This is a genomic window from Paenibacillus rhizoplanae, from assembly GCF_042684125.1.
Lineage (GTDB): Bacteria > Bacillota > Bacilli > Paenibacillales > Paenibacillaceae > Paenibacillus_AQ > Paenibacillus_AQ rhizoplanae.
This window is the reverse complement of sequence record NZ_JBHUKY010000035.1, coordinates 101088-124850: the sequence shown is the minus strand read 5'-3', so window position 1 is coordinate 124850 and position 23763 is coordinate 101088. Positions and strand designations below refer to the sequence as shown.

At 48.5% G+C, this 23763-nt stretch carries 22 protein-coding genes; 16 read left to right on the top strand and 6 right to left on the bottom strand.

The annotated features are described in order from the left end of the window. The first annotated feature begins 71 nt into the window (after positions 1-71). Together ACFSX3_RS21900 and ACFSX3_RS21895 are read left to right on the top strand one after the other, a co-directional pair. Positions 72-1901: an APC family permease gene (locus tag ACFSX3_RS21900; RefSeq protein ID WP_209993265.1), complete on the top strand. Its 1830-nt coding sequence runs from the start codon at positions 72-74 to the stop codon at positions 1899-1901. Between the two features lie 159 nt (positions 1902-2060). Next, positions 2061-2825: a hypothetical protein gene (locus ACFSX3_RS21895; protein WP_379255080.1), complete on the top strand. Its 765-nt coding sequence runs from the start codon at positions 2061-2063 to the stop codon at positions 2823-2825. On the opposite strand, the gene ACFSX3_RS21890 is transcribed toward ACFSX3_RS21895, so the two are convergent. Then, complete coding sequence (locus ACFSX3_RS21890; RefSeq protein ID WP_209993245.1) at positions 2800-5139, bottom strand: AraC family transcriptional regulator; 2340 nt, start codon at positions 5137-5139, stop codon at positions 2800-2802. The two genes, ACFSX3_RS21895 and ACFSX3_RS21890, sit on opposite strands and share 26 nt — an antisense overlap. 185 nt (positions 5140-5324) lie before the next feature. On the opposite strand from ACFSX3_RS21890, the gene ACFSX3_RS21885 reads away from it, so the two are divergent. From ACFSX3_RS21885 to ACFSX3_RS21870, 4 genes are all read left to right on the top strand, one after another. Further along, positions 5325-6854 (top strand): extracellular solute-binding protein, encoded by a 1530-nt coding sequence (locus ACFSX3_RS21885; RefSeq protein ID WP_209993244.1) that lies wholly within the window; start codon positions 5325-5327, stop codon positions 6852-6854. A 116-nt stretch (positions 6855-6970) separates the two neighbouring features. Continuing rightward, on the top strand, positions 6971-7432 hold the full coding sequence (locus ACFSX3_RS21880; protein WP_209993243.1) for a GNAT family N-acetyltransferase: 462 nt from the start codon (positions 6971-6973) through the stop codon (positions 7430-7432). A gap of 31 nt (positions 7433-7463) precedes the next feature. Beyond that, positions 7464-7910 carry a GNAT family N-acetyltransferase gene (locus tag ACFSX3_RS21875; RefSeq protein WP_209993242.1) on the top strand — a complete coding sequence of 149 codons (447 nt, stop codon included), beginning with the start codon at positions 7464-7466 and terminating at the stop codon, positions 7908-7910. A 251-nt stretch (positions 7911-8161) separates the two neighbouring features. Continuing rightward, positions 8162-9559 carry a helix-turn-helix transcriptional regulator gene (locus ACFSX3_RS21870; RefSeq protein WP_209993241.1) on the top strand — a complete coding sequence of 466 codons (1398 nt, stop codon included), beginning with the start codon at positions 8162-8164 and terminating at the stop codon, positions 9557-9559. A gap of 310 nt (positions 9560-9869) precedes the next feature. On the opposite strand, the gene ACFSX3_RS21865 is transcribed toward ACFSX3_RS21870, so the two are convergent. Next, the gene (locus ACFSX3_RS21865; RefSeq protein ID WP_209993240.1) at positions 9870-11012 is read right to left on the bottom strand and encodes a Fic family protein; all 1143 of its coding nucleotides are present in this window, start codon (positions 11010-11012) and stop codon (positions 9870-9872) included. A 201-nt stretch (positions 11013-11213) separates the two neighbouring features. On the opposite strand from ACFSX3_RS21865, the gene ACFSX3_RS21860 reads away from it, so the two are divergent. Beyond that, positions 11214-11618 carry a GNAT family N-acetyltransferase gene (locus ACFSX3_RS21860; RefSeq protein ID WP_209993264.1) on the top strand — a complete coding sequence of 135 codons (405 nt, stop codon included), beginning with the start codon at positions 11214-11216 and terminating at the stop codon, positions 11616-11618. A 103-nt stretch (positions 11619-11721) separates the two neighbouring features. Here ACFSX3_RS21860 and ACFSX3_RS21855 read toward each other — a convergent pair whose 3' ends face one another. Together ACFSX3_RS21855 and ACFSX3_RS21850 are read right to left on the bottom strand one after the other, a co-directional pair. Further along, positions 11722-12006 (bottom strand): DUF6809 family protein, encoded by a 285-nt coding sequence (locus ACFSX3_RS21855; RefSeq protein ID WP_209993239.1) that lies wholly within the window; start codon positions 12004-12006, stop codon positions 11722-11724. Between the two features lie 141 nt (positions 12007-12147). Further along, complete coding sequence (locus tag ACFSX3_RS21850; RefSeq protein WP_379313256.1) at positions 12148-12399, bottom strand: CopG family transcriptional regulator; 252 nt, start codon at positions 12397-12399, stop codon at positions 12148-12150. Between the two features lie 41 nt (positions 12400-12440). On the opposite strand from ACFSX3_RS21850, the gene ACFSX3_RS21845 reads away from it, so the two are divergent. The 8 genes from ACFSX3_RS21845 to ACFSX3_RS21810 all read left to right on the top strand — a co-directional run bounded on the left by ACFSX3_RS21845 (position 12441) and on the right by ACFSX3_RS21810 (position 20388). Continuing rightward, positions 12441-12752, top strand: a complete 312-nt coding sequence (locus ACFSX3_RS21845) for a hypothetical protein (protein ID WP_209993238.1) — start codon at positions 12441-12443, stop codon at positions 12750-12752. Positions 12753-12877: 125 nt separating this feature from the next. After that, the gene (locus ACFSX3_RS21840) at positions 12878-13216 is read left to right on the top strand and encodes a hypothetical protein (RefSeq protein ID WP_209993237.1); all 339 of its coding nucleotides are present in this window, start codon (positions 12878-12880) and stop codon (positions 13214-13216) included. 58 nt (positions 13217-13274) lie between these two features. Beyond that, positions 13275-13571, top strand: coding sequence for a hypothetical protein (locus tag ACFSX3_RS21835; protein ID WP_209993236.1), 297 nt, complete (start codon positions 13275-13277; stop codon positions 13569-13571). Between the two features lie 745 nt (positions 13572-14316). Beyond that, positions 14317-15876 (top strand): extracellular solute-binding protein, encoded by a 1560-nt coding sequence (locus ACFSX3_RS21830; protein WP_209993235.1) that lies wholly within the window; start codon positions 14317-14319, stop codon positions 15874-15876. Positions 15877-15990: 114 nt separating this feature from the next. Continuing rightward, the gene (locus ACFSX3_RS21825) at positions 15991-16959 is read left to right on the top strand and encodes an ABC transporter permease (protein ID WP_209993234.1); all 969 of its coding nucleotides are present in this window, start codon (positions 15991-15993) and stop codon (positions 16957-16959) included. A gap of 21 nt (positions 16960-16980) precedes the next feature. Further along, positions 16981-17856 carry a carbohydrate ABC transporter permease gene (locus ACFSX3_RS21820; RefSeq protein WP_209993233.1) on the top strand — a complete coding sequence of 292 codons (876 nt, stop codon included), beginning with the start codon at positions 16981-16983 and terminating at the stop codon, positions 17854-17856. Between the two features lie 68 nt (positions 17857-17924). Continuing rightward, positions 17925-19052, top strand: coding sequence for a glycoside hydrolase family 88/105 protein (locus ACFSX3_RS21815; protein WP_209993263.1), 1128 nt, complete (start codon positions 17925-17927; stop codon positions 19050-19052). Beyond that, the gene (locus ACFSX3_RS21810; protein ID WP_209993232.1) at positions 19045-20388 is read left to right on the top strand and encodes a glycoside hydrolase family 28 protein; all 1344 of its coding nucleotides are present in this window, start codon (positions 19045-19047) and stop codon (positions 20386-20388) included. Before ACFSX3_RS21815 ends, ACFSX3_RS21810 begins: the two co-directional genes overlap by 8 nt. Before the next feature lie 334 nt (positions 20389-20722). On the opposite strand, the gene ACFSX3_RS21805 is transcribed toward ACFSX3_RS21810, so the two are convergent. Next, on the bottom strand, positions 20723-21142 hold the full coding sequence (locus ACFSX3_RS21805) for a hypothetical protein (RefSeq protein ID WP_209993231.1): 420 nt from the start codon (positions 21140-21142) through the stop codon (positions 20723-20725). Between the two features lie 123 nt (positions 21143-21265). Continuing rightward, complete coding sequence (locus tag ACFSX3_RS21800; protein ID WP_209993230.1) at positions 21266-22051, bottom strand: DUF6973 domain-containing protein; 786 nt, start codon at positions 22049-22051, stop codon at positions 21266-21268. Between the two features lie 227 nt (positions 22052-22278). Between ACFSX3_RS21800 and ACFSX3_RS21795 the strand changes: the two genes are divergently transcribed. Then, on the top strand, positions 22279-23340 hold the full coding sequence (locus tag ACFSX3_RS21795; protein WP_379255097.1) for a transposase: 1062 nt from the start codon (positions 22279-22281) through the stop codon (positions 23338-23340). Positions 23341-23763: the final 423 nt, after the last annotated feature.

Genomic DNA, 23763 nt, shown 5'->3' with positions numbered 1-23763 from the left:
ATCCAATTAAAGGTCCAGATTTTAATCGTGCACCAGGGGTAACATAACAATAAAAAAGTCGGTGAGTGATGATGATGTCTTCGGTAAAAAGGTTCCTGATCGGACGGCCGCTGAAGTCCGATCAGCTGGGAGAACAGAAGCTTAACAAAACCAAGGCCTTAGCCATTCTGTCCTCGGATGCCTTGTCCTCTGTGGCTTATGGCCCGGAGCAGATTCTGCTGGTGCTGATCACGATTAGTACAGCCGCGTTCTGGTATTCCATTCCTATTGCAGGCGGGGTATTGGTGCTGCTGCTGGCCCTGATACTCTCCTATAGGCAGATCATCTTCGCCTATCCCCAGGGCGGCGGGGCTTATGTCGTATCCAAGGAGAATCTGGGCAAATATCCGGGTCTGATTGCCGGGGGCTCCTTGCTCGTCGATTATATACTAACCGTAGCGGTCAGTGTCTCTGCGGGAACGGATGCGATCACTTCAGCTTTTCCGAGCCTGCATCCTTATAATGTGATAATTGCCATCATCTTTGTCCTTCTGATCACGACACTCAATCTGCGCGGGGTCACCGAGTCGGCATCCTTCCTGGCGTATCCGGTCTATCTGTTCGTACTGGCGATGTTCATTATGATCGGTCTGGGCCTGTTCAATGTGCTGACCGGAAGAGTACCGGCGGAGCTTCACACCTCACTGGGAACACCGGTGGCCGGAATCAGCCTGTTCCTGCTGCTGCGGGCGTTCTCCTCGGGCAGCTCGGCGCTGACGGGGGTGGAGGCCATATCGAATGCGATCCCCAATTTCAAGGCGCCGGCACCGAATAATGCAGCTAAAACCTTGGCGGCGATGGGGATTCTGCTCGCGCTGTTATTCTCAGGCATCGTCTTCCTGGCGTATTATTACGGCATTGCTCCGCGTGAACAGGTCACGGTGGTATCCGATATTGCCGAGCATGTCTTTGGCCGCAACTTCATGTATTATGTCGTGCAGGGAACGACAGCCTTAATTCTGGTTCTGGCGGCGAACACCGGATATTCCGCATTTCCGCTGCTCGCTGTGAATCTGGCGAAGGATAAATTCATTCCCCGGATGTTCACTGTGCGCGGTGACCGGCTGGGTTACTCTAACGGAATTCTCAGCCTTGGCATTCTGTCGATTATTCTGATCATTGCCTTTAAGGGCCGGACCGAGCATCTCATTCCGCTGTATGCGGTAGGGGTATTCATTCCGTTCACGCTCTCGCAGACCGGGATGATGGTCAAGTGGATACGGCAGAAGCCGGAAGGCTGGCTGCCTAAGCTGTTGATCAACACGACCGGGGCGCTCATCAGCTTCATCGTTACCATTATGTTCTTCCTGACCAAATTCCAGCAGATCTGGCCGGTACTGGTCTTCCTGCCGCTGATTATCCTGTTCTTCTACCGCATCCACAAGCATTATGAAGCGGTAGCCGACCAACTGCGGATCACGACCTGCGGGGAGCCGCCGCTGGCGATTGAAGGGAATATCATCATCCTGCCGGTGGCCGGTATTACCCATGTGGTAGAGAATTCCTTGCGGTATGCCAAGTCGCTGGGCGCGCAACAGATTATCGCCGTCCACATCCCGTTCGAGCGGGAGGATGACGCTATTTTCGAAGAGAAGTGGAAGAAATTCCATCCGGAGGTACGGCTGGTGACGCTGTATTCGCCTTACCGCAGCATTATCCATCCATTGACCAAGTTCATTGATACAGTTCAGCGCAAGGCCAGCGAATCGAATTATCAGGTGACCGTCATTGTCCCGCAATTCATTCCGAAGAAGGGCTGGCATAATATCCTGCATAACCAGTCCAGTCTGCTGATCCGCGCGCATCTGCTGTACCGGCGCAATGTAATTATCACTACCGTCCCTTATCATTTGAAAAAATAACAAGATTATGCGCAGGGAAGCCTCCAGCTTACGGATATCCGCAGGCTGGGGGCTTTCTGTACCTCCCCGCCATGTGATAAGCTTGACTCCATAAGCGCAGATTTGCTTCTGCAAGGTTCGGTTAGGCAATACAACAGTCAGCGGATGGAGGGACAGAGGTTGAGGAAACGCAGGTTGAACGGGAATAGAATTAAGGCAATGCTGATTATGCTTATGCTTGTCCTGCTGCTTACAGGCTGCGCGCAAGGCACGGCCCATGTGACCGTGAAGAAGGACGGCTCACTGGATCTGGCCTTCAGTCTTATGCTGGATGCCCGGGCAGAGAAGCTGGTCAGCGGCAAGGTGGAGGAGCTTCTGACCACCCGGCTGGCGGCCGCAGGCATAGAGCTGAAGAAGACGGCAAGCGATAAATCAACGGAATATCAATTTCATAAATCGTATGCTTCAATGGAGGAACTGAAGAACAGCAGCAGCGGCATAGATATTGTGGAGGCTGAAGTGGGACAGGCGGACAGGTGGCTGTATACCAAATACGATGTGGTTGCCCAGCCTAAGCTGAATGCCTACTCTGATGAGATTATCGATGGCCTCGGCAGCTTGAATGTCCCGAAGTCCCTGGTGCGGCTGCTGATGGGCAGCTTCTCCGTGGATTTCAAATTAACGATTCCCTATGATCTATACGGGGCTAATAATGCGGCAGAGCAAGACGGCAACACGTTAACCTGGCATGTGTCCCTTGCGGATTCCGAGCCTATTCGGCTGGTAGTCTATGTACCGGATATCAGGAATATTGCGATTACTGTAGGCGGGATCTTGCTTATTCTGGCCTTACTTCTTACATGGTTTATCAGAAAAAGAAAGCTGCAGAGGCCCAAGGCCCCGCCTGAAGCCACGGCGCCTACTCATCGTCCGGGACCGCTCTAAGCTTTGTATGGAAGCTGTCACGGTATTGGCCGGGGGTCATCCCCTCCTGCTTACGGAAGGAACGGATGAAGTTCTGTGAATTGTTGTATCTCAGGCGGGAGGCGATATCCTTCACGGGCATATCGGTCTCCTCCAGCCATTTTTTGGCCATTTTGAACCGGTACATGATCAGGTAATCACTGAAATAATACTGCGTTTCCTTGCGGAATACACTGCTGATGTAGTTCGCGTTATAATGCAGCCGGGAAGCACACTCCTCCAGCGTCAAATCCTGGTCATACTCATGCTGGACGATGTCGATCAGCTTCTCGGAGATATTATGATACTGGGCGTTCTGCCTGCTGTGGAAGATGACGATGACCGGCTGGATCACAATGGTCCAGAACCAGTCCTCAATCTCAGCCACGATATGCAGATCGGTCAGCTCCTCGAACAGGGAACCGCTCGCGTGGTAGATCTGATTCAGCGTAATTCCCGATTCCTGCATCATAATGAGCGTATTGTTCAGCAGCCGGGTCAGCGGAATCTGATATTCCTGCGGCGAGAGTCCCAGCGAGAAAATACACTTGAACAGCTTATGCAGCAGCTCCTTCGCCTTATCGCTGTCAGCCAGCTTGATGGCATCCATCAGGTCATTTTCCGTGTGGGTCGGGTAGTTCAAATTGAGATAATGTTTGCCAGAGTTAAGGTTCTCGTACTGGATGATGATGCCTTTGCCCAGGGTAATCCGGTGCTTCAGGGCTTCCAGACTTTCCCTGTAGGCAATGGACATTTTGTCAAACGAATGAAACGGCAGGCTCAGCCCAATGCTGACCTGCAGCTTCAGGACCTCGTTAATCTCCTGCTGGAGCTTCTCCGTAAGCGCATAGAGCATCCGGTGAAAAGATTCCGTTCCCTCATCCTCACTGCCGATGACAACCGCCAGCGCATGACCCATCAACACAGGGGTTAGCCTGTGCTGCACAGAGACCAGCTCCTGAGTCATATTATGAGCTGCGAATAACAGCAGATTGAGGTCCTTTTTCTCATAGCTGTTCTCCTCGGAGAAGTCGATGCTCAGCGTAATGACAGCCATCGTCTTCCACTCCTTGACTTGCTTGCCGTACCCGTATTGCTCCAGCTCCTCTATCAGCTCGCGTCTTCTCAGATTGCCTCCGAACGCCTGAATCAGAAAGAAGGTCCGCACCTGCCCGAGATGCTGGCTAACCTCCTTCTCCAGTTGTGACTTCGATTGGAACAGGGAATGCACCTGCTCGCCGATGAGCTGGAATTCATCCGTACGCCCTGCCCGCAGACCGGGACGGCGCAGTCCAATCTGAGTGAGCAGCCGTTCGATAGGCGTGTACATGCGCCGGGAGCCCAGCCATGCCAGCAGCACAGACAACAGCAGCATGAACGTGCAGACGAATACCGTGTAGGTGCCGATTTTGCCGGATTCGCGGGTCAGACTCTTGATGGAGGTGGCCGACAGATAGATCCAGCCGTTCAACTGGGAACGCATATAGGTGATCGAGTAATCGGCTTCATTAAGCTTGGTCTTGAATTGTCCCGATGGCTCGGCGGCAGCGGCGATCTGCTCGAAGCCCGTGAATCCGGCCGCTGCGGCAGGCTCTCCGATCAGATTGCGGTCCGGATGCAGCAGAATCCGTCCGCTTTTATCCAGCACCATAATACTGTCCAGCGGCTGCATATCGGGATTAATGAAGTCCTGAAGACTGCAGGCGGGAATATTGGCCAGAGCCAGTCCGTATTTCTGCAGCTTGGTCGTGGGCAGCTTCTTAATCAGACTGATGCTGTACTTGCAGCCGGTCACGTTAATGCTCTCTTCGCTGTAGAACAGGGAGGAGGGGTTCAGCACCCATGAGGAGGAGCCTTCCACATTCAGCAGATTCGTGAGCTGCTCGTAATTGCGGTATTCATTCAGCCGGTAGAGCCCGGAGTTCTTGATCATCCAGTTCTGGCGCTGATTGAGCAGGATGACATCTTCCAGCCGTGTATCGAAGGACTGCATATTACGGATCTCATTGCGGATGTCGTTATATAAAATGAAATCGTTTTCATTCAGCGGATTGTTCAGCGCCTTCTTCAGCACCGAAGAGTTCACGACCTGGTTCAAGGTGTGGTTGACAGTATTCAGCTTATGCTCTACATTTGAGGTGATTTGTAAAATGAGTTCCTTTTTGCTTTCGTTAACATTTTTTTGAATTTCGCTGGAGGATGTGAAATAGGAGAACGAGCCAATGAACAGCACCGGCAGGATGCTGATGGCGAACGCGAACATAGTTAATTTACTGAGAAAGCTAAGCTGTTTCAACAGCGTTCAGCACCTTTGCATGAAATATGGAAATCACTGTCTTAAGTGTATGCATCACGAAGGATAATAACAATAATCATCTGGTGCCGCAATAATCATTTTCTCTAATCATTCATACATAAGCTACATTATTCAATAGATAGGCTTCTAAGGCAGATAAATATTACGCTTCAGGGGGTTATGGAATGTTCAACCGGTTAACGGGCAGGAAGAAAGCTCTTGCAGGGTGCTTCATCCTATTCTTATCGTTCATTACGTTAAGCGCTTGCAGCGGGGGGGAGTCTGAGCGTTCCGATTCAGCGGATACCCCGGCGCCGATCTCAATTCTGGCACCGCTGCATTTTCCGCAGACGCCTTCGGCGGAGCTGATCGCCGAGATTGAGAGACTGACCGGGACTCAGCTCAATATTACCTGGGTGCCGGAGGGCGTCTACACGGACAAAATGAATACCGCACTGACCACCGGCTCACTCGGCAAAGTGACATTCGTGAAATTCACCGATTATAATCCGGTCAAGAATATGATCCGCTCCGGCGCCTTTTGGGAGATTGGTCCCTATCTGGCAAAATTTCCGAATCTCAGTCAGCTGAATGCGGCGATTCTTAAGCAGACCTCGGTGGACGGGGGAATCTATGGTCTCTATACAGAAAGACCGGCCTCCCGGCAGGGCATTATTATCCGCAAGGACTGGCTGGAGAAGCTGCATCTCAGTCCGCCCGGAACGCTGGAGGAGCTGTATGAGGTGATGAAGCAGTTCACCACGAATGACCCGGACGGCAACGGCAAGGCAGACACCCTCGGACTGGTGGACCGCAACGATCTGGTGTACGGGGTATTCAAGACGTTAAGCTCCTATTTCGGCACGCCGAATAACTGGAAGATCGAGGAGGGACAGTTCATCCCGGAATTCGCCACCCCTGAATATATGGACACGATGAACTTCATGCGTAAATTATACAAGGAGCAGATCATTAACCAGGATTTCGCCCTGACCAGCAAAGAGGTGCAACGGGATAAATTCATCCGGGGAACAGCGGGGATCTTCATCGGGAGCATGACGGATGTGCAGCGGCTCTCCATTGAGGCCAAGGCGATCAACCCCAAGGCGGAGCTGACGCTGATTAACCGGATTAAAGGGCCGGATGGGTACAAGGTATGGTCGATACCCAAGTACAACGGCTTGTACCTCTTTTCACGTAAAGCCATTGCTACCGAGCAGGAGCTGAAGCAGGTGCTTGGATTCTTCGACCGCACGATGGATGAGGATGTAGCCAACCTGATGGCTTACGGCTTCGAGGGCCGCCATTATAAGCTGGACGGGTACGGCAAAGTGATCCTTCCGGAAGAGACATCCCAGCTGCGGGTGTATGAGGTCAATCCGCTCAATTCCCTGATGATCGCCGATGTGGGCAATCTGCATATCAAGGAGGTCGCACAAAAGGAGCAGCTCACTGCCCTAGCGGATCAGCTCAGCCGGGATAACGAGCAGTTCCTGGTCGATGATCCCACCGTGTCGCTAACCTCACCGACCTATGACGAGAAGAATGCCGAACTCTCCGCCATCATCGCAGATGCCACCTACAACTATATTCTGGGCAACATCGACGCCACCGGCTTCGCCGGGGAGGTCGAGAAATGGCGGAACAGCGGCGGCAGCCTGATTATTCAGGAGTACGCCGAGGCGGAGGCGAAGGTGCGGGGGGTGGAGGAGTGAGGGGTGTACAGAGTTGGAGTTACAACAACTCAGAGATAAGCCCACCATGTCGCGTATAACTTCTAAATTGTGGTAAGATAAGGGTTATTCTAACTTGCAGATTACAAGGAGACAATATGGAACCAATCGTTATCCAACCTGTGAACGCCCAGAATTGGGAAGAAGCTCTTGAGATATCTGTCTGTAAAGAGCATAGGCACTTCGTTCCTTCAGTGATGGAGTCGCTCGTGTATGCTTATATCAAACCGTGGGATGAAGCGTTAGATCCGTATATTCTGTCCATAGACGGCTGTATCATTGGTTTCTTTTACATTTCATATACACCTGGCAGCTCAGATAATTACTGGATCGGCGGTTTTCAAATTGACTACAGGCACCAACGAAAAGGCTACGGGAAACAAGCAATGGTTGAAATCATTAAGTTCATTAAAGAGGTTCATCCGAAGTGCAGCTTAATATCCTTAACGGTGGAACAAGAGAATTCAGTAGCACAGAAGTTGTATGAAGGATTAGGATTCACCAGTGAGCAGCGCTTGAATCAGGATGGGGAGATCATCTATACCATTCAGCTTGACTGAAGATCAATTCATAATGAAGGCTGTGAACACTATGACTATTGTTGAATTACATAAGATTACTCCAGAGCTGGAACACGAATGCACTCAATTGAGCGTGAGCACGGAGCAGTTGGACTTGGTTGCAAGTAATGCAGAGTCCCTTGTACATGCGGTAAATGAGCCTACCTCTGTACCCTACGGCATTTTTGCTGAAGGAAAGATGGTCGGTTTTATCCTGTTTGACAATGAGAGATATACTGACGGTTACTATTGGATTCTGAGATTTATGATTGACGGCAAATTTCAGGGCAAAGGTTATGGGAAATTAGCCATTAAAGAAGTCATTAAGATGCTCAGAGCCCGGGAGGACTGCAAACAGATCAGGGTATCGCATATTCCGCATAATCTAACCGCCAATAAGCTCTATAAGGATGTGGGATTCACCGAGACTGGGGAGTTTGAAGACAACGGGGATATTATATTGGGTTATTCGATGTGAGCATTTTCTTAGGCCTTGAGTGAATCCTCAAGGTCTTTTTTTTGCGTCCGAAACTATGCATTACTCTATTCATGAAAGTGAGGGGGATGGCCATTGTACCAATAGTGGCAACCATAATGCCAAAAATTTAAAGTTTAGGAAAAATACATAAATAAAGCTTGAAAATTGAATCGACCACTGGTATATTTTGTATATATAAAAGGGATTTTATTCAATTTATTGCCAAAAATAATAAGAAAGGTGGTTGTGACTTGGAGGCAACAAGCACAATTTTATCGGAATTGGAGGAGTATCTGAAACAGACGGCTTTGACGATTACCCAATTCGCCAAGCGTTCACAGCTTCACTCCGGGACACTCAGTAATATTATTAATGGGCACCGGCCTATTGCGATGCAGCAGTTGGACCGGATCACCCGGGCCATGGGACAGGAGGAGGGATTCTTCTACGATCTGTACATCACTAATTACATTATTGAAGGTTCGACAGACTGGCGCAGGGTTGGCCCGTTGTTGCTCCGCTGTGCTGAGCTGGACAAGCTGGACAGTATTCGGAGAATTGCCCGCCATGTTATGGATAATCTGATGTATGCGCCCCTGTTGTTCGATACAGCTGAAGAGCTGTTTAACGCCGGGAAAAAGGAGGCTGCTGCCGCAATCTACGAGATTGTCGCCGAGACCGAACGATTCCAGCATTCAGAGCGGCTGGCGCTCTGCCATTACCGGTTGTTTACTATTTCGCTTAGCGATGATCAGGACAGAAACCTGTGGGTGGCCAACCAGTTTGAACCTTTCGTTGAGCGCTTGGACGAAATAGATCAGCTCGACGCACTCAAAGAGCTTGCCAATACATACCGGTCTTTACAGCGCTGGGACAAGGTCGATGAATGTGCCGCCAGGATGGGGCATAAGGCGAAGATTCAATATGACTTGAAGGTCCGGCCTGAACGGCGAATGTCCGAGTCTACCAAGCTCCCCGGCAGACCCCTGTTCTTCTATATCGCCTACAGTGACTTGTTGCGGGGCAATGTTTGTGATGAGTTTGGGGATTATGAGGGGGCGTTGGGTTACAAGTATGCGTATGCTGATTTAAGTTGGGTAAGAGAGCAAGGTGATGCAGTAGAGCATTGGAAAAACCTCTTCCATGAATGGTCAATGGCAAATATTTATATCACAAAGCTATTGAGTGGCGATATCACGGTATTGGGATCATATGTAAGCTATATTGATAAGCACAGAAATGAACTAGTCATGGGACTATTACATATTTTGAGAGCCGCTAATAAAAATCAACTTAATATTGATAGAACACTTGAGTTATATCAGCTAGAGATAGAAGAGATATTAAATGATCTTGTTAAAGGCAGCTATTCCAGAAACCTTGCTATGGATCGGCAAGCTAATTTAATTTATGAACTTGCTTATTATTATTTAAATAAAGAGGAGCACTCTAAAGGTTTTGATTTATTGTTAAAAACTATAATAAATTTCCAAAACTTAAATAATGAAAAGAATATACTTGAATGTGTGACTCTATTTGAAAGGTTTAGAAACGTAGCCAATCAAGAAATTCAGGATCAGTATCAAACTCAACTTTTAGGAGGGTTTTCTCATGAAGAAAAAGGTTGTTATATTTCTTACGGTTTTTAGCATTATTTTAGTGCCAATTGTGGTAGGGCCAACCGTGCCTAGCTCTCCTGGAATTACATTGTTCAATCACGGAGAAGGCTGAATAATTCCTTCAAGTCTCAAATCACCATCATCCTACAAGCTAAACTTAAAGTCCTACTACAGATTCTTGTGGTGGGATTTTTTCGGTAACATCAGCCAGCTAGTTTCCCCAATCAAGCAGACTTCAAGCACACACCTGAACGATGTGCAGAAATATACGTATTTCCAGAATGGAGCTGTTGATGCAAAAGAAGGCCCCGCCGCTTCAGCGGTGGGGCTTGATAGGGGGCTAATCTACGATACAGACAATATATTCTCCGCGGCCCTTGCCTGATTTAATTACGCCCAGTTCTTTAAGTCTTGAAATATTCTTCGCAATACTTGAGGACGAGGCATCCAGTGTATTATCAAATAATTGTCTATGGAAAACCTCCCCATCTTCCATCCTGCTAATCCATTCAAACATCGTTTTGGCATGTCCTCTGCCCAGCAATTCACGAGTATGTTTGATTTTATCGTAACGCTGTAGTTGTCTAAGAACCTTCGTAAGTGATGCGTTTACGCACTCCAGATAAAAAACAATGAATGGTTTTAAATTACCTTGTGTGGCCTCCATCAGCGTATCATAGTAATCTTCAATTCTTTTATCGAAGAATTCTTCAACACTAAATGCATCCTTGATGGTGGCTAAATCACTATGAATCAACCCGACCAAGGTAGAAAATGCACGAGCGGTTCTTCCATTACCGTCAGGAAAAGGGTGGATATAGCCAATTAAATGATGAGTTATTCCAGAAATGATGAGTGGATGGAGCTTTTTATTAAAATCAGCAATTGTAGTATCATACGGGTTACTGTATCCGGTTACGCTGGTATACAACCAAGCGAAGTAAGCCTGCATGAGACGCGGAACCTCAGCAAAGGCTGGGGGTTGATAACTGACATGTCCATCACCATCATGAAGAGCTACTGGAATATTTCTATATCCTTCGGGATAACCGGTCAATTCTTTCATTAAAATATATTGTATTTTCTTTAGTACAGACTCATCCATATCTGATAAGTCAAGGGTTGGATTTAAGGTGTACAGGTACTCATAAGTTTCAAAAACGTTTTTAACTTCGATTTGAGCTTTTTGTTTAATCATCATTGGATTTTTTTTGTAATTTTGATAAAGCTGTTCAACCTCTTTGAATTCCAGTTTATTTTGTTCGATTTTGGTAGTGAAATGCGCTGTCTTAACTAAAGAGTTCCGTAAAATAGTAGGAGTTAAAGGATGGCTTTTTAAGCCGAGTCTTGCTAATGCACCTATATTCCTCTCCGCTTCTAAAATAAGCTGCTGAATCTCGTAATCAAAAGGATTTATTTTCGGCTGATACACTAACCTGTCTTTTGCGTTGTCGAAATGTTTATATGCAGATACGTAAGGCACTCTTACACCACCGTTTACATGGTTTTATATTGTTAAACCAGTCTACACTAAAGCCCCGCCGCGCGAAGGCATTCCTTAGACTTATGCTGATTAATACAAATATTCCTTCGAAAGTTCCATTATCTTTATATCTGTTCAATGTTAATCTGTCCAGAGGAAAAGATCTGTATCTAATAAACATGAATGAAAGATGGTGCTGAGATGAGTATTCGTTACGCTTCAAATATTGAGTTTATCACTAAGGAGGCGCTGCAAGAGTTATTTCTATCTGTAAATTGGGAGTCTGGGAAATATCCGAATGAGCTTCTGCAAGCAATTCAAAACTCTCATTCCATTGTGGCGGCTTGGGATGGAGATAGGCTTATTGGCCTGGTAAATGCTCTGTCTGATGGTATTTTAACAGTGTATTTCCATTATATGCTTATCGATCCCAGTTATCAGGGGAAAGGAGTAGGTAGAGAAATGATGACCACTATGCTCAAACGATATAAAGAATATAAAAATAAAGTGCTGATTTCTTATCCGAGTGCAGTGGAATTTTATTATAAGTGTGGATTTTCGAGTGAGCATGGAGCTACGCCTATGTTTATTTCAGAGTTGGTCTAATGCCGCACTTCTCCCGGGAATGATACGGGCCAGTTGATTATATATCGAATCCGGGGTAATCCGGCCTGTGATTGACCGGATTCTCCGCATAGATGGATGCCCTTTAAGATAACAGTGCTTCCCGATCACCTATAACTTCAATTAATAAGTTTGCCCCCAACTTGAACCCATGACGAAAGGCAGCTTCTACATGCATGTTGTTCACGCTGTCGCACAAGTCCAAATATTCCTCTAATTCTAGAAACACTTCTTCCCCTAAACGTTCACGCCATTGCTGTATCTCTGCTGCTACCTGTTTGCATGCGGAACGATATTCTGGATGTGACGGCACAATGGTCATATCAGGTTGAAGCTTCCCGTGGTACAGGGCTTCCAAAATTGTTTTCATGTTTGTCCTCCCATTATTATCATCGCATCGCTTGAATGAGCTTCCTGCACATGGTAGGATATTTATGCAGTCTGCTTATCCAAGCGATTGCGGGATAGGAAGTAGCGGTGTTCTTCTCGGGACTTACGCTGCTTCCTTTTTTTATTTTTGGAGCTCGTCAAACACCTTTTCAATTCCCTTGCGGATAACATCGGAGCGGGTCGTTTGGAGCTTTTCGGTGCAAGCATCAAGCTTGCTCAGAATCTCTTGATCGACACGGACTCGAATCAATTCACTTTTGGGATTGTCAGATAGTGGACGTCCCATCTTTTTGGACGACATCGCTTCACCCCACTTTTTGTGTCCATGATAAGTATATTTATGTGGCAACAATAAGTCAATGAGGTCGTTCATGATTGATCTATCTTTTCAGCCGAAAAATGAAGCTAACGCCGATGAAAATACAGAATAAGATAAGCATAATGGCAAGGGGAAGGAATGGGTTAATGAGCGGTCAAGTCTATGTGGAGTATAGACGATTAGGTTTCTTTGCTGTACAGACTGAAGATAATTATTTCTCCATCATCGAGGTTCAAAGTAACCTCCCTTCTTTGGGAAACAAATTAATTGGAGAACTTAATTCATTGGGTGAGAAATCACTATATAATGAAACAACTAAAGAAGAATTAAAGGTATCCATTAAATCTACACAGTTAACCCTGGTTGAAGCGAAGAGTTATATAAAGAATGCTGTAAGAGGAGTCTAATTAAGTAAATACGTAATGCAATACTAAATACGAACGGCGACTACGAAGGGCTGGGGAATCAATTCTAGTCTGTCGAGTATAGAAAAAATTATGACGGAGAGAACAGATGGGAAGTGATAAGAGGTATGGATCTGAAATCAATAGAACAGACATTTAATCTCATTTATGATTTTGAAAAAATTAATAATTCTACCCGTAAAATACTCGAAGAAATTGTAAGTAAATCTTCGATCAATTTTTTAAAAGATGAAAAGGGGAATTTGCCAAAGGGAGTAAAATATTCGGATTTATTGATAGAGTATAAATGTGTGAACATCTTTATTAACAATAGTGACAGAGAGTTTCCATACTTCAGAATTTGTTATGATTTAGTTCATCCAAAAACGGGTATTCAAATGTTTTATTATCATGTTGATTATAATATAGATGGAGAGTTTTCAGATGATTACTTTGGCAGATATTAAATGAAGGTTTGATCACTTGTTTCAACTACACATTGTCTGATTCATAGGAGGTAAGATTTTGGAGCCAAGTGATGAATATATGGATTACGTGATTTCAAAGGCACGTGAGATTGGAAAAGAATTTGTGATTGATTCAGGAGAAGGGAATGATTGCGCCAATAATGAACTTGGTTGGTATATCGAAGACTTAAGCGGTTGGCTAGTGGATGCTCACGACGTTGAAGCCGTAATGGCAGCAAAATTAGAACAGAATACAGATAAATATTCTAATTGTTATGTCTTCGCGTATTGGGCATATGATGCGAGAGGGAATTTATCTATTCGATTTGAATACGTACCAAACTATGATCTGTAAAATGACGTACATTAAGCTACTCCAAGCTACTACCTTAAAATGTTGCAGATAATGCATCTCTGAATTGCCCATACCAGAGCATTACAAAGGAATGTTGCACGAAATGCAGAAATTTTCTCTTTGGGCTGCTTAGAAGAGAAAGAATGCTGCTTTTTCTGCAACATTTTTGGATTATGGTTAGTTTATGAAGAGGAATGTTGTAATTTGTGCAGGATTTCTGAGTAACAGCGAGACTAATCAGCTTTCTTACCCTATAAGGCCCCGCCGCGCGAAGCAGCGGGGCTATTTCCTTTGCTCCTTCAAGGATAGGCCTTGAAAGCCCCCAGCCTGGAGCGGCAGAAAGGGACGGAGGGAGGTTTGGAACTGGAGGAGCGGGAGCGTCCGCCTTTAGGTTTGGATTTCTACCGCAACTAGCGGTCCGAATCAGGAAATCCAAACCTAACAGCGGCCGGAAGTCCAAAGCTCACGCAGTCCCGCCCGCCGTAGCTCCCATCCTACAGCGCAGTCCCGCTCCACCTCAGCCCCGCCCCCGCAAACCCGCCCCCCCGTCGCTGCACCGCAATCCCGCCTACTGCTGCCCCCCGCGCACTAGCTTTCAATGCATATCCCCCCATCACACGATAATCATTAACCCACACCTCCCGCTGCAGCGCACCTTTATGAGCAAATGATTGTTTTCGTAATCCTGCGCAGAGCGTAATGTGAGGCTTGTAACCAATACAAGTTAAACGGAGGTCAAAGAGGAATGACGAAAAAATCCTTCACCCTGCTCCTAAGCTCGCTGCTGACACTCAGCATGTTGTCCGCTTGCGGCGGTAACAACAACAAAGAGGCGGCAGCTACGAAAGACCCGGGCGCCAGCACCGGGACCAACACAACCGCAACCACGGACCCGGCCGCAGAGCCGGAGAAGCCCACAGAGATCAAGATTATGCTACCGCTGAATACGACAGATACTCCACCGGATACGATCAAGACGGAAGTGGAGAAAGTAACGAATACGAAGCTGACCTATCAGTTCTTCCCGGCAGATACGTATGAAGAGAAGCTGAACTCCTCGTTCGCCACCGGCTCCCTGCCGCAGGTGACGTATCTGAAGAATCAGACGACCTTCCTGCAGATGAAGGAAGCGATCAAGGACGGGCAGTTCTGGGAGATCGGGCCGCTGCTCAGCGAATTCCCGAACCTGAACAAGCTGAAGCCGGAGATTCTGGGTAACACGAAGGTAGACGGCAAGCTGTATACCCTGTACATCGGCCGTCCGCTGGCCCGCCAAGGGATTATTTACCGCAAGGACTGGGCGGATAAGCTGGGACTGAAAGCGCCGGCCAACACGGAGGAATTGTTCGCGATGGCTAAGGCTTTTACCGAGCAGGACCCGGATGGCAACGGTAAAAAGGATACCATCGGTGTTGTTGACCGCAACGAGTTAGTGTATGGTGCATTCAAAACCGTCTCCTCCTGGTTCGGCACGCCGAACAACTGGGCCGAGAAGGACGGCCAGCTTGCGCCGGAGTTCACTTTTCCGCAATACATCGATACGATGGATTTCTTCAAAAAGCTGCGCGAAGGCGGTTACATGAACCAGGACTTCGCGGCAACCAGCAAGACGGATGCGGTCAATATGTTCACCAGCGGCAAGGCGGGGCTCTATATCGGCGGTTCGATGCAGGACATCGATTCCCTGAACAAGGACCTGATCAAGAACGTGCCGGATGCCGTACTGGATACGCATAGTATGGTGGCTGGACCTGACGGCAAGTTCGCCCAGTGGATGATTCCCGGCTATAACAACGTCGTGCTGTTCCCGAAACCGGCGGTGAAGGATGAAGCGGAGCTGAAGAAGATCCTGAAGTTCTTCGACTACATGATGACTCCTGAAGTATCGAACCTGATGTACTGGGGCATTGAAGGCACGCACTACACCGTCGTGGACGGCAAGGCCAAAGCGACCGACAATAAAGAGCTGATCGAGCGTGAGGTCAAAGGCTTCAAAGACAGCGTCATCGGCGAATACGAAACGAACGGCATGTATCAGAGTCTGAACGTGCTGCCGGGCCGGATTCATGCGGAGGAGCTGGTGCTGGAGAACGTGAAATACGGGGTCGCAGATCCTACGGCGGCGCTCGACTCGGCTACCTATACGTCCAAGGGCGTAGAGCTTCAGCAGATTATTGCGGATGCCACTTACAAATATATGTACGGTCAGCTGGATAAGGCCGGGTTCGAGAAGGAAGTGGAGAACTGGAAGAGCCGGGGCGGGGCGAAGATCATCGAAGAATATAATGCCGCGTACACGAAATAAGCAGAGCACAGCCGCTATAGCAGCGGACTGAACAGGAAGAGGGCTGCGTCGGGGTAGCGCTCCAGCAGCCTTTTTTTCACTACCCGAATAATTTACAGAGAAAGGAAGAGAATCATGCAGGAAGTAACCGCCCCGCCCCGCGTAGTTCCCGAACCGCAGCCGAAGAAATACAAGAGCAGCAGTGAGCTGAAGAAGCGGCTGTGGCGCAACAAATTACTCTATGTCATGCTGATCCCCGGCGTGCTGTATTTCATTATTTTCAAATATTTGCCGATGTACGGACTGATTATTTCCTTCCAGGATTACAAGCCTTACCAAGGGATTACCGGTAGCGAATGGGTGGGCATGAAGCATTTCAGCCGGCTGTTCACCGAGCCTGATTTCCTGAACATTCTAAGCAATACGCTGATTCTGTTCGGGATGAATATTCTGATTTATTTTCCGATTCCGATTATTCTGGCACTGATGCTTAATGAACTCAGAGGCACCTTCTTCAAAAGATTCTTCCAGACCCTGGTGTATCTGCCGCACTTCATGTCCTGGGTTATCGTCGTCTCGATCTCCTTCGTCATGGTGACGATGGACGGGGGGATTATCAACGAGCTGCTGGCTTACTTCGGCTTCTCCAAGATCAATTTCCTGCTGAGTCCGGGCTGGTTCCGGCCGATGTATATCCTTCAGGTGATCTGGCGGGAAGCAGGCTGGGGCACGATTATTTATCTGGCTTCCATTGCGGCTATTGATCCGGGGCTTTATGAAGCTTCGCGTATGGACGGAGCCGGACGGCTCAGACAGGTCTGGCATATTACGCTTCCGGCCATCCGGGGTGTGATTATTACCCTGTTTATTCTGAAAATCGGTTCCGTTCTCGACCTGGGCTTCGAGCATGTCTACCTGCTGCTCAATTCCATGAACCGCGAGGTTGCGGAAATTATCGATACGTATGTCTACACCGCCGGTCTGCGGCAAGGGCAGTTCAGCTACAGTACAGCCATCGGCTTCTTCAAGTCGATTGTGGGCCTGATTATGGTTATGACCGTCAACAAGGTGTCCAAGAAAATAGGAGAAGAAGGCGTTTATTAAAATGCCGCAGGAGGAATTCAAATGGTAGAAGACCGCACGTTCAGCGGCAGACTATTCGCTGCCGTCAACTTTATACTGCTCGCCCTTATCGCGCTGGTAACGGTGCTGCCGTTCGTCCACGTTGTAGCAGGCTCCTTCACAACAAGTGCTGAGCTGGCTGCCAACAAGTTTGTGCTGATTCCGAAGGTATGGAGCTTAGAGGCGTACAAATTTATTTTCTCCACGAATACGATCTTCAGAGCCTTGGGGGTATCGATTGGAGTCACGCTAATAGGCACGCTGTTCAGTATGTTCATCACGGCGCTGATGGCCTACGGTCTCTCCCGCAAGGATCTGGACGGCCGCCGGGTGTTCAACTTCCTGGTGGTGTTCACGATGCTGTTCCACGGGGGAATGATTCCTACGTTCCTCGTGGTGAAGGAGCTGGGGCTGATCGACTCGTATGCGGCGCTGATTCTTCCTTCCGCGATCAGTGCGTTCAATATGATTATACTCAAGAACTTTTTTCAGAACATTCCGGAGGGGCTGGAGGAATCGGCCAAGATTGACGGCTGCAATGACTTCGGGATTCTGTTCAAAATCGTGCTGCCCCTGTCGCTGCCGGCGATTGCCACGATCTCTCTGTTCTACGCCGTGACGTACTGGAACACTTATATGAGCGCCATTCTCTATCTGGATAATAGCGCCAAATGGCCGATTCAGGTCCTGCTGCGGCAGATTGTCGTGCTGGCCAGCGGGATGGATCATAGCGCGACACTGGACGGTACGGTTCCGCCGCCGGATCAGACGATCAAAATGGCGGTTATCGTGGTCGCTACGCTGCCGATTCTGATGGTGTATCCGTTCCTGCAGAAGCATTTTGCCAAGGGTGCGATGCTTGGCTCGATGAAGGGCTGATGCTGACGGGGGAATCGCTGATGCTAAGGGAAGACCGGATATTCTGAATGATTGAAAGGGGAATAACGATGATTGGCAGTCTGCCGCAAACACCGATCGAATGGGCGCAAAAGGCCTGTGATTCACTGATGGATACGTATGAGGCGGGAGAGCTCCCGCCTGCGCACCGCTGGCATTATCATCAGGGCGTGTTCCTGTGCGGGATGGAGCTGCTGTGGAAGACGCTCCGGGAGGACCGCTATATCGATTATATTAAGCAGTATGTGGATGATCTGGTGGATGAGCAGGGGAATTTCGACTTTGCCCGCGATGAGCTGGATGCTGTACAGGCGGGGCTGCTGCTCTTCACGCTGTATGAACGGACCGGCAAGCGAAAATACCGGGAGGCGGCAGTCAAGCTGCGCCATCTGCTGCTGACGCTGAACCGGACCTCCGAGGGCGGGTACTGGCATAAGGACAAATATCCGAACCAAATGTGGCTGGACGGATTGTACATGGCCGGGGTGTTCTCGCTGAAGTACGCGAATACTTATAGAGACGATGCCCTGCGGGCCGAGGTCCTGCACCAGGAGCGCCTAATGCGCAAATACATGAAGGACGAGGCGACCGGTCTGCTCTACCATGCCTGGGATGAGAGCCGCCGTATGCCATGGGCGAATCCCGCCACCGGCTGCTCGCCGGAATTCTGGAGCCGCTCGCTTGGCTGGTACGGGCTTGCGGTCTCGCAGTTCATGGATGAACTGCCGGAGACTGATCCGGGCCGGGCCGAGCTTGCAGCCGAACTCAGCGGATTGGTGCAGGCGCTGATCCGCTATCAGGACCCGCAGAGCGGTCTGTGGTATCAGGTCGTGGATAAGGGATATGAGCCGGACAACTGGCTGGAGACCTCCGGCTCCTGTTTGTTCGTCTACACCATTGCCCGGGCGGTGAAGCTGGGTATCCTTCCGGCTGAAGTTGCGGATGAAGCGGCGGAAGCAGCGCGTAAAGGCTACGAAGGCTTAATTCAGGTGCTCCAGTGGGATGAGCAGGGCCGGCTGTTGCTGCCGGATATCTGCATCGGGACCTCGGCGGGAGATTACCGTAACTATGTAACCCGCCCGAAGGTCAGCAATGATCTGCATGGTGTGGGCGCGCTGGTGATGGCTTGTGTGGAGATGCAGGATTTGTATCGAGCACAGGAGGCGGACCGTGTATAACATATTAGACTATGGAGCACAGCGGGACAGCGTGGTACCGGTAACGCAGGCGATTGCGGATGCTATTGCAGCAGCGCACGTTGCCGGCGGCGGCACGGTATATATTCCGGCCGGTACCTTCCTGACCGGCGCAATCCGTCTATATAGCAATATTGAGCTGTATGTCAGTCCCGGTGCGGTATTGTCCTTCAGTACCGATCCGGCCGATTATCCTGCCGTGGAATCACGGTGGGAAGGGGTGAAGCGGGAAGTCCATATGCCCTGCATCTATGGAGCGGATCTGGTGAATGTGTCCATCACTGGCAGCGGGACTATCGACGGGAATGGTGCGCCCTGGTGGGACAAGCACCGGAACCGCCCGGACGAGCTGGAGTATCCGCGTCCGAGACTGATCGGCTTCGATAACTGCAGCAGGGTAACGATCAGGGATGTCCAGTTGATTAATTCTCCCAGTTGGACCGTGAATCCGATTGGCTGCAGTAATGTGCTGATCGATAATCTGTCGATTCTGAATCCGGCTGATTCGCCCAATACCGACGGAATTAATCCCGAATCCTGCCGCGATGTGCGTATCAGCAACTGCCATATCGATGTCGGTGATGACTGCATTGCTATTAAGTCAGGCACCGAGGATACCAAGGAGCGGATTCCCTGCGAGAATATCACGATTACGAACTGCGTGATGGTGCATGGCCATGGCGCAGTAGTGCTGGGCAGTGAGATGAGCGGCGATATCCGCAATGTGACGATCAGCAATTGTGTGTTCAAGCAGACGGACCGCGGTATCCGCATGAAGTCCCGGCGGGGGCGGGGCGGGATTATTGAGGATGTCCGGATCAGCAACATTGTGATGGAGGATGTGATCTGTCCCTTCACGCTTAACCTCTATTATTTCTGCGGACCCCGGGGCAAGGAGAAATACGTCTGGGACAAGAATCCGTATCCGGTGACAGCGGAGACGCCGCAGTTCCGGCGGATTCATTATGCCAATATTACGGCCCGCAATGTCCATGCAGCGGCGGGATTCCTGTACGGGCTGGCTGAGCAGGCCATCTCGGAAATCACCTTCACCAACATCGATATCTCGATGGCGGAGCACGCGGTGCCCGGCCAGCCCGACATGATGGCAGGACTTCAGGACATGCAGCGCCGGGGCTTCTTCCTCGGCAATGTCCGTGAGGTGCAGTTTCAGCAGGTCACTATTGAGAACCACGACGGTCCGGCCTTTTATGTTGAGAACGGGGAAGAAGTGGAGTTCCTGAACTGCCGCTCCAGGAACACGGCCAAGCCGGAGAAGCTGGTGGAGCAGGTTGGTGTGGATTTGGCGGTGAAGTGAGAACGTAACGCCAATGGGCCGCCGAATTACTGGAGATGAAATACTCTGAATTCAGCAAGATAGCGGTATGCCGAAGAGCCTAGTCCTGTTAGGGGCCCGGGCTCTTTGGTGTTAAATAAAAGTTGTACAATTCATATTAAAAAGCACTAAAGAAATAAACAAAAGGCAAAAGAAGCGGAGGGGAAATTTGGAACTGTAGGAGCGATAGCGACCGCCTCCGAATTTCACTCGCGAACAGCGATATTAATCAAGAATTCTAGGGACAACAGCGGCCGGAAGTCCAAATGTTCACCGCAGTGACGGTGAAGCTTCAAGTTTAAAGCTTAAGTGCTTCTTATTCAACTTGAATTTTCAAGGCATAAATCGCGGAACCTTTCTTCCAAGTAGCCATCACTCCATAAATGTAGGTCCCTTTACTATCTGGGATATTAAATTGGTTCAAATCGGTTATATCTTTGAACTTGTATTTACTAAAGTGTTCTCTTATTAGTATGGAATCAGGCGTAGAGTCAAATTGTATATTGATTGTAGATCCTCCAGAAATGATTTCGGGATCTTTGTCCTCCATAGCTTCCCATGGACCACCGTATAACTCTTTGGCACCCCAATTAAAAGTACTAATCTCCACAGGAATCGTCTCGCCGGTATCCAAAGTAGCAACCATCTCGGGTAACGGCATAGAACTGAATTTACTACAACCAGTAATCAACACTATAATAATCAGCGCTAATACTAACTTCCCTTTCCGGTACATAGGCATCTCCTTTTTTACAGACTATGTATTAAATATTATATACTAAAATTGTGAAAAAAACAAAAAAAGGATAAGAAACTAATTATCTCCTTTTTTGCTTTAATCTATTAATTTGAGTGCATTTTAATTGTGCAAAATAACCATCTCACCAGCTCTAATTTTTGCAATTACTCTATTCTGTAAATCGCCATCTGACACTAGGACAATGAAGTCAGTCAATACATTCCAACAGTCCCTACCCTTTTCATTATTATGTAGGTCCATTCGTTTATGTGCAGCGCCAGTAAATCCATCCGCGAATACTCTAGTTAGATAGGCATCGTCAACATTCTCATGTGCAGTAGCCATTAAATTGGCCCACATTTTGCTTATATGTTTACACATTAATGCGTTCCACACAGCATGGCGAAAAGCATCAGATTCATCACCAGCACCACTGTGACCATAATTAGTTAACGTATAGGAATAAGCTTTATCTCTAGTTGATATAGTGGCATACCCCATTCCTGGATCGCCGACCACTAATAGCTTTTCAGCTGACGTAAGAGTTGACCATGTTGCTTTAGTTTCCTCATAAAATCCTAATGTACTAAAATTCTTCGCCTCATCTACAGTCCAATTGAAGTGCTCAACAATTTCTTCGTTACTTAAGTTAGGATTTTCATTTTTAAAATCTTCTATTCCTTTAAATAAGATCGTATTTTCTTCAGTCTTAGGCAACTCGTTGAACCGAGCATCACTCAAAAATTCATCCACGCTAAAACTACTACTTGCTTGTAGTTGCTCAAGATTGGTGGTCTCTTGTTCGTGCATGTTGTTTGGTATAGAGGTAGAAGCAGCAAAAGTAGAGAGGGGCGAGATAATTGTAATTAAGGAAGAAACAACTGTAGCAACTATAACTTTCTTCAAAAAAACACCTCTTTTATAGGATATAATTTCTATATAAACCTATCATATCCATGGAATAAATGTAAATATATATTAAATCCTGGATCCGTGAAACGATCTATTAGAAAGGTTAGAAAAATAGACTCCGGTGAAGTAAAATAATGAAAAAGGGAAGAATTCCCGTATTTTAAGAACTCACCTTGGAGGTGCACAGATGAACCCCGTCCCGCTTTCAACTCGATCAGTCCGTGGAATGGCTGACCGCTCATTCCGGTTTGGCCCTCATAGGACGGCTCCTTTCTCATACCCGGATCGCCAAACGTTTGATTCGTTATTCGTTGCCGGGTGCCCCGTACCCTACCGTCACTCACCCGGATGTACTTCTGGACTACCTGGGATTGCTTTGCCATGGGAAAAGCGATTTTGACCAGATCGAGCCCTTTCGGGAGGATCGCTTTTTCGCCAAATCCTTAGGCCTTAAACACGTTCCATCTTCGCCTACCCTTCGGCAGCGTCTGGATTTGGCTGCCGCTCATAGCTACGACTGGCAGACGATTTTGCTCGAAGAGTCGGCGGACTTGCTGCGTGCGCTGAAAGCACCGTTGACCCCTGTTCAGGCCACGCTCCCTAATGGAAAACCGTCGTACTGGCTGCCACTAGACCTGGATGTCTCGCCGTTTGACAATAGCAACACCCGCAAAGAAGGGGTGTCCCTGACTTACAAAAAAGTGGACGGCTATGCGCAGTTCTTTGCCTATCTCGGACAGGAAGGCTATGGAGTGAACGTCAACCTGAGTGAAGGCAGTACGCATTTGCAAAAAGAAGCGGCTGCGTTTCTATCCCACAGTCTGGATTATGCCCGCTGCATCACCGATTTGCCCCTGCTTGTGCGTTTGGATGCCGGTAACGATGCCCTGGAGAATTTGAACGTCTGCCTGAACGAAAAGGTGGATTTTATCGTCAAGCGCAATCTTCGCCGGGAATCGCCAGAGGAATGGCTGATGATCGCCAAGGGGGACGGGATGTGCTGTGAAGAACGGGAAGGCAAACGGGTGTATCTCGGCGCAATGGAGTGGAACGACAAGAAGTTGGAACGTCCGATTCGTGTCGTGTATCAAGTGATTGAGCGAACCATGGAAGCCGCTGGGCAGGCTCCTGCTGGTGCCACGGGTAGACGTGCAGGTATTTTTTACGACACTGACCTGTTACCCCTGGCAAGTGATTGGGCTCTACCGCGACCATGCCAAAAGCGAACAATTTCACAGCGACCTCAAGACGGATTTGAACTTGGAGCGCCTGCCTTCGGGTAAATTTGCTACAAATGACCTGGTGCTGTGTGCGGGCCTTGTAGCCTATAACTTGCTTCGAGCGATTGGGCAAATTTCGCTGCAGGAACCCGATGCTCCGGTGCGAACGAAGGTCAACCGCAGATGAGTAAAAACAGTCATTGAGAACCTGATCTGGCTGGCTTCGAGTATGGTCGAGCACGCGAGGCAGACTAAACTCCGGTTTGGACGGCACAGTTCCTGGTTCCCAACGTTTCAGCGTATTTATAGGAGCTTGTCAGGTTGAACCATTGGAAACATACGTTCGAAAATGGCTTGTTTAAAGGCAAGTTCTGTTTCCATATGCCTCACTGCAAACAAATCTGCTCTCCTGTCGAGTTCCAACGCCAATCCCCTCATGTTGACAGGTTAACTTGCTCCAATTTTATCTATTTCACGGATTCAGGA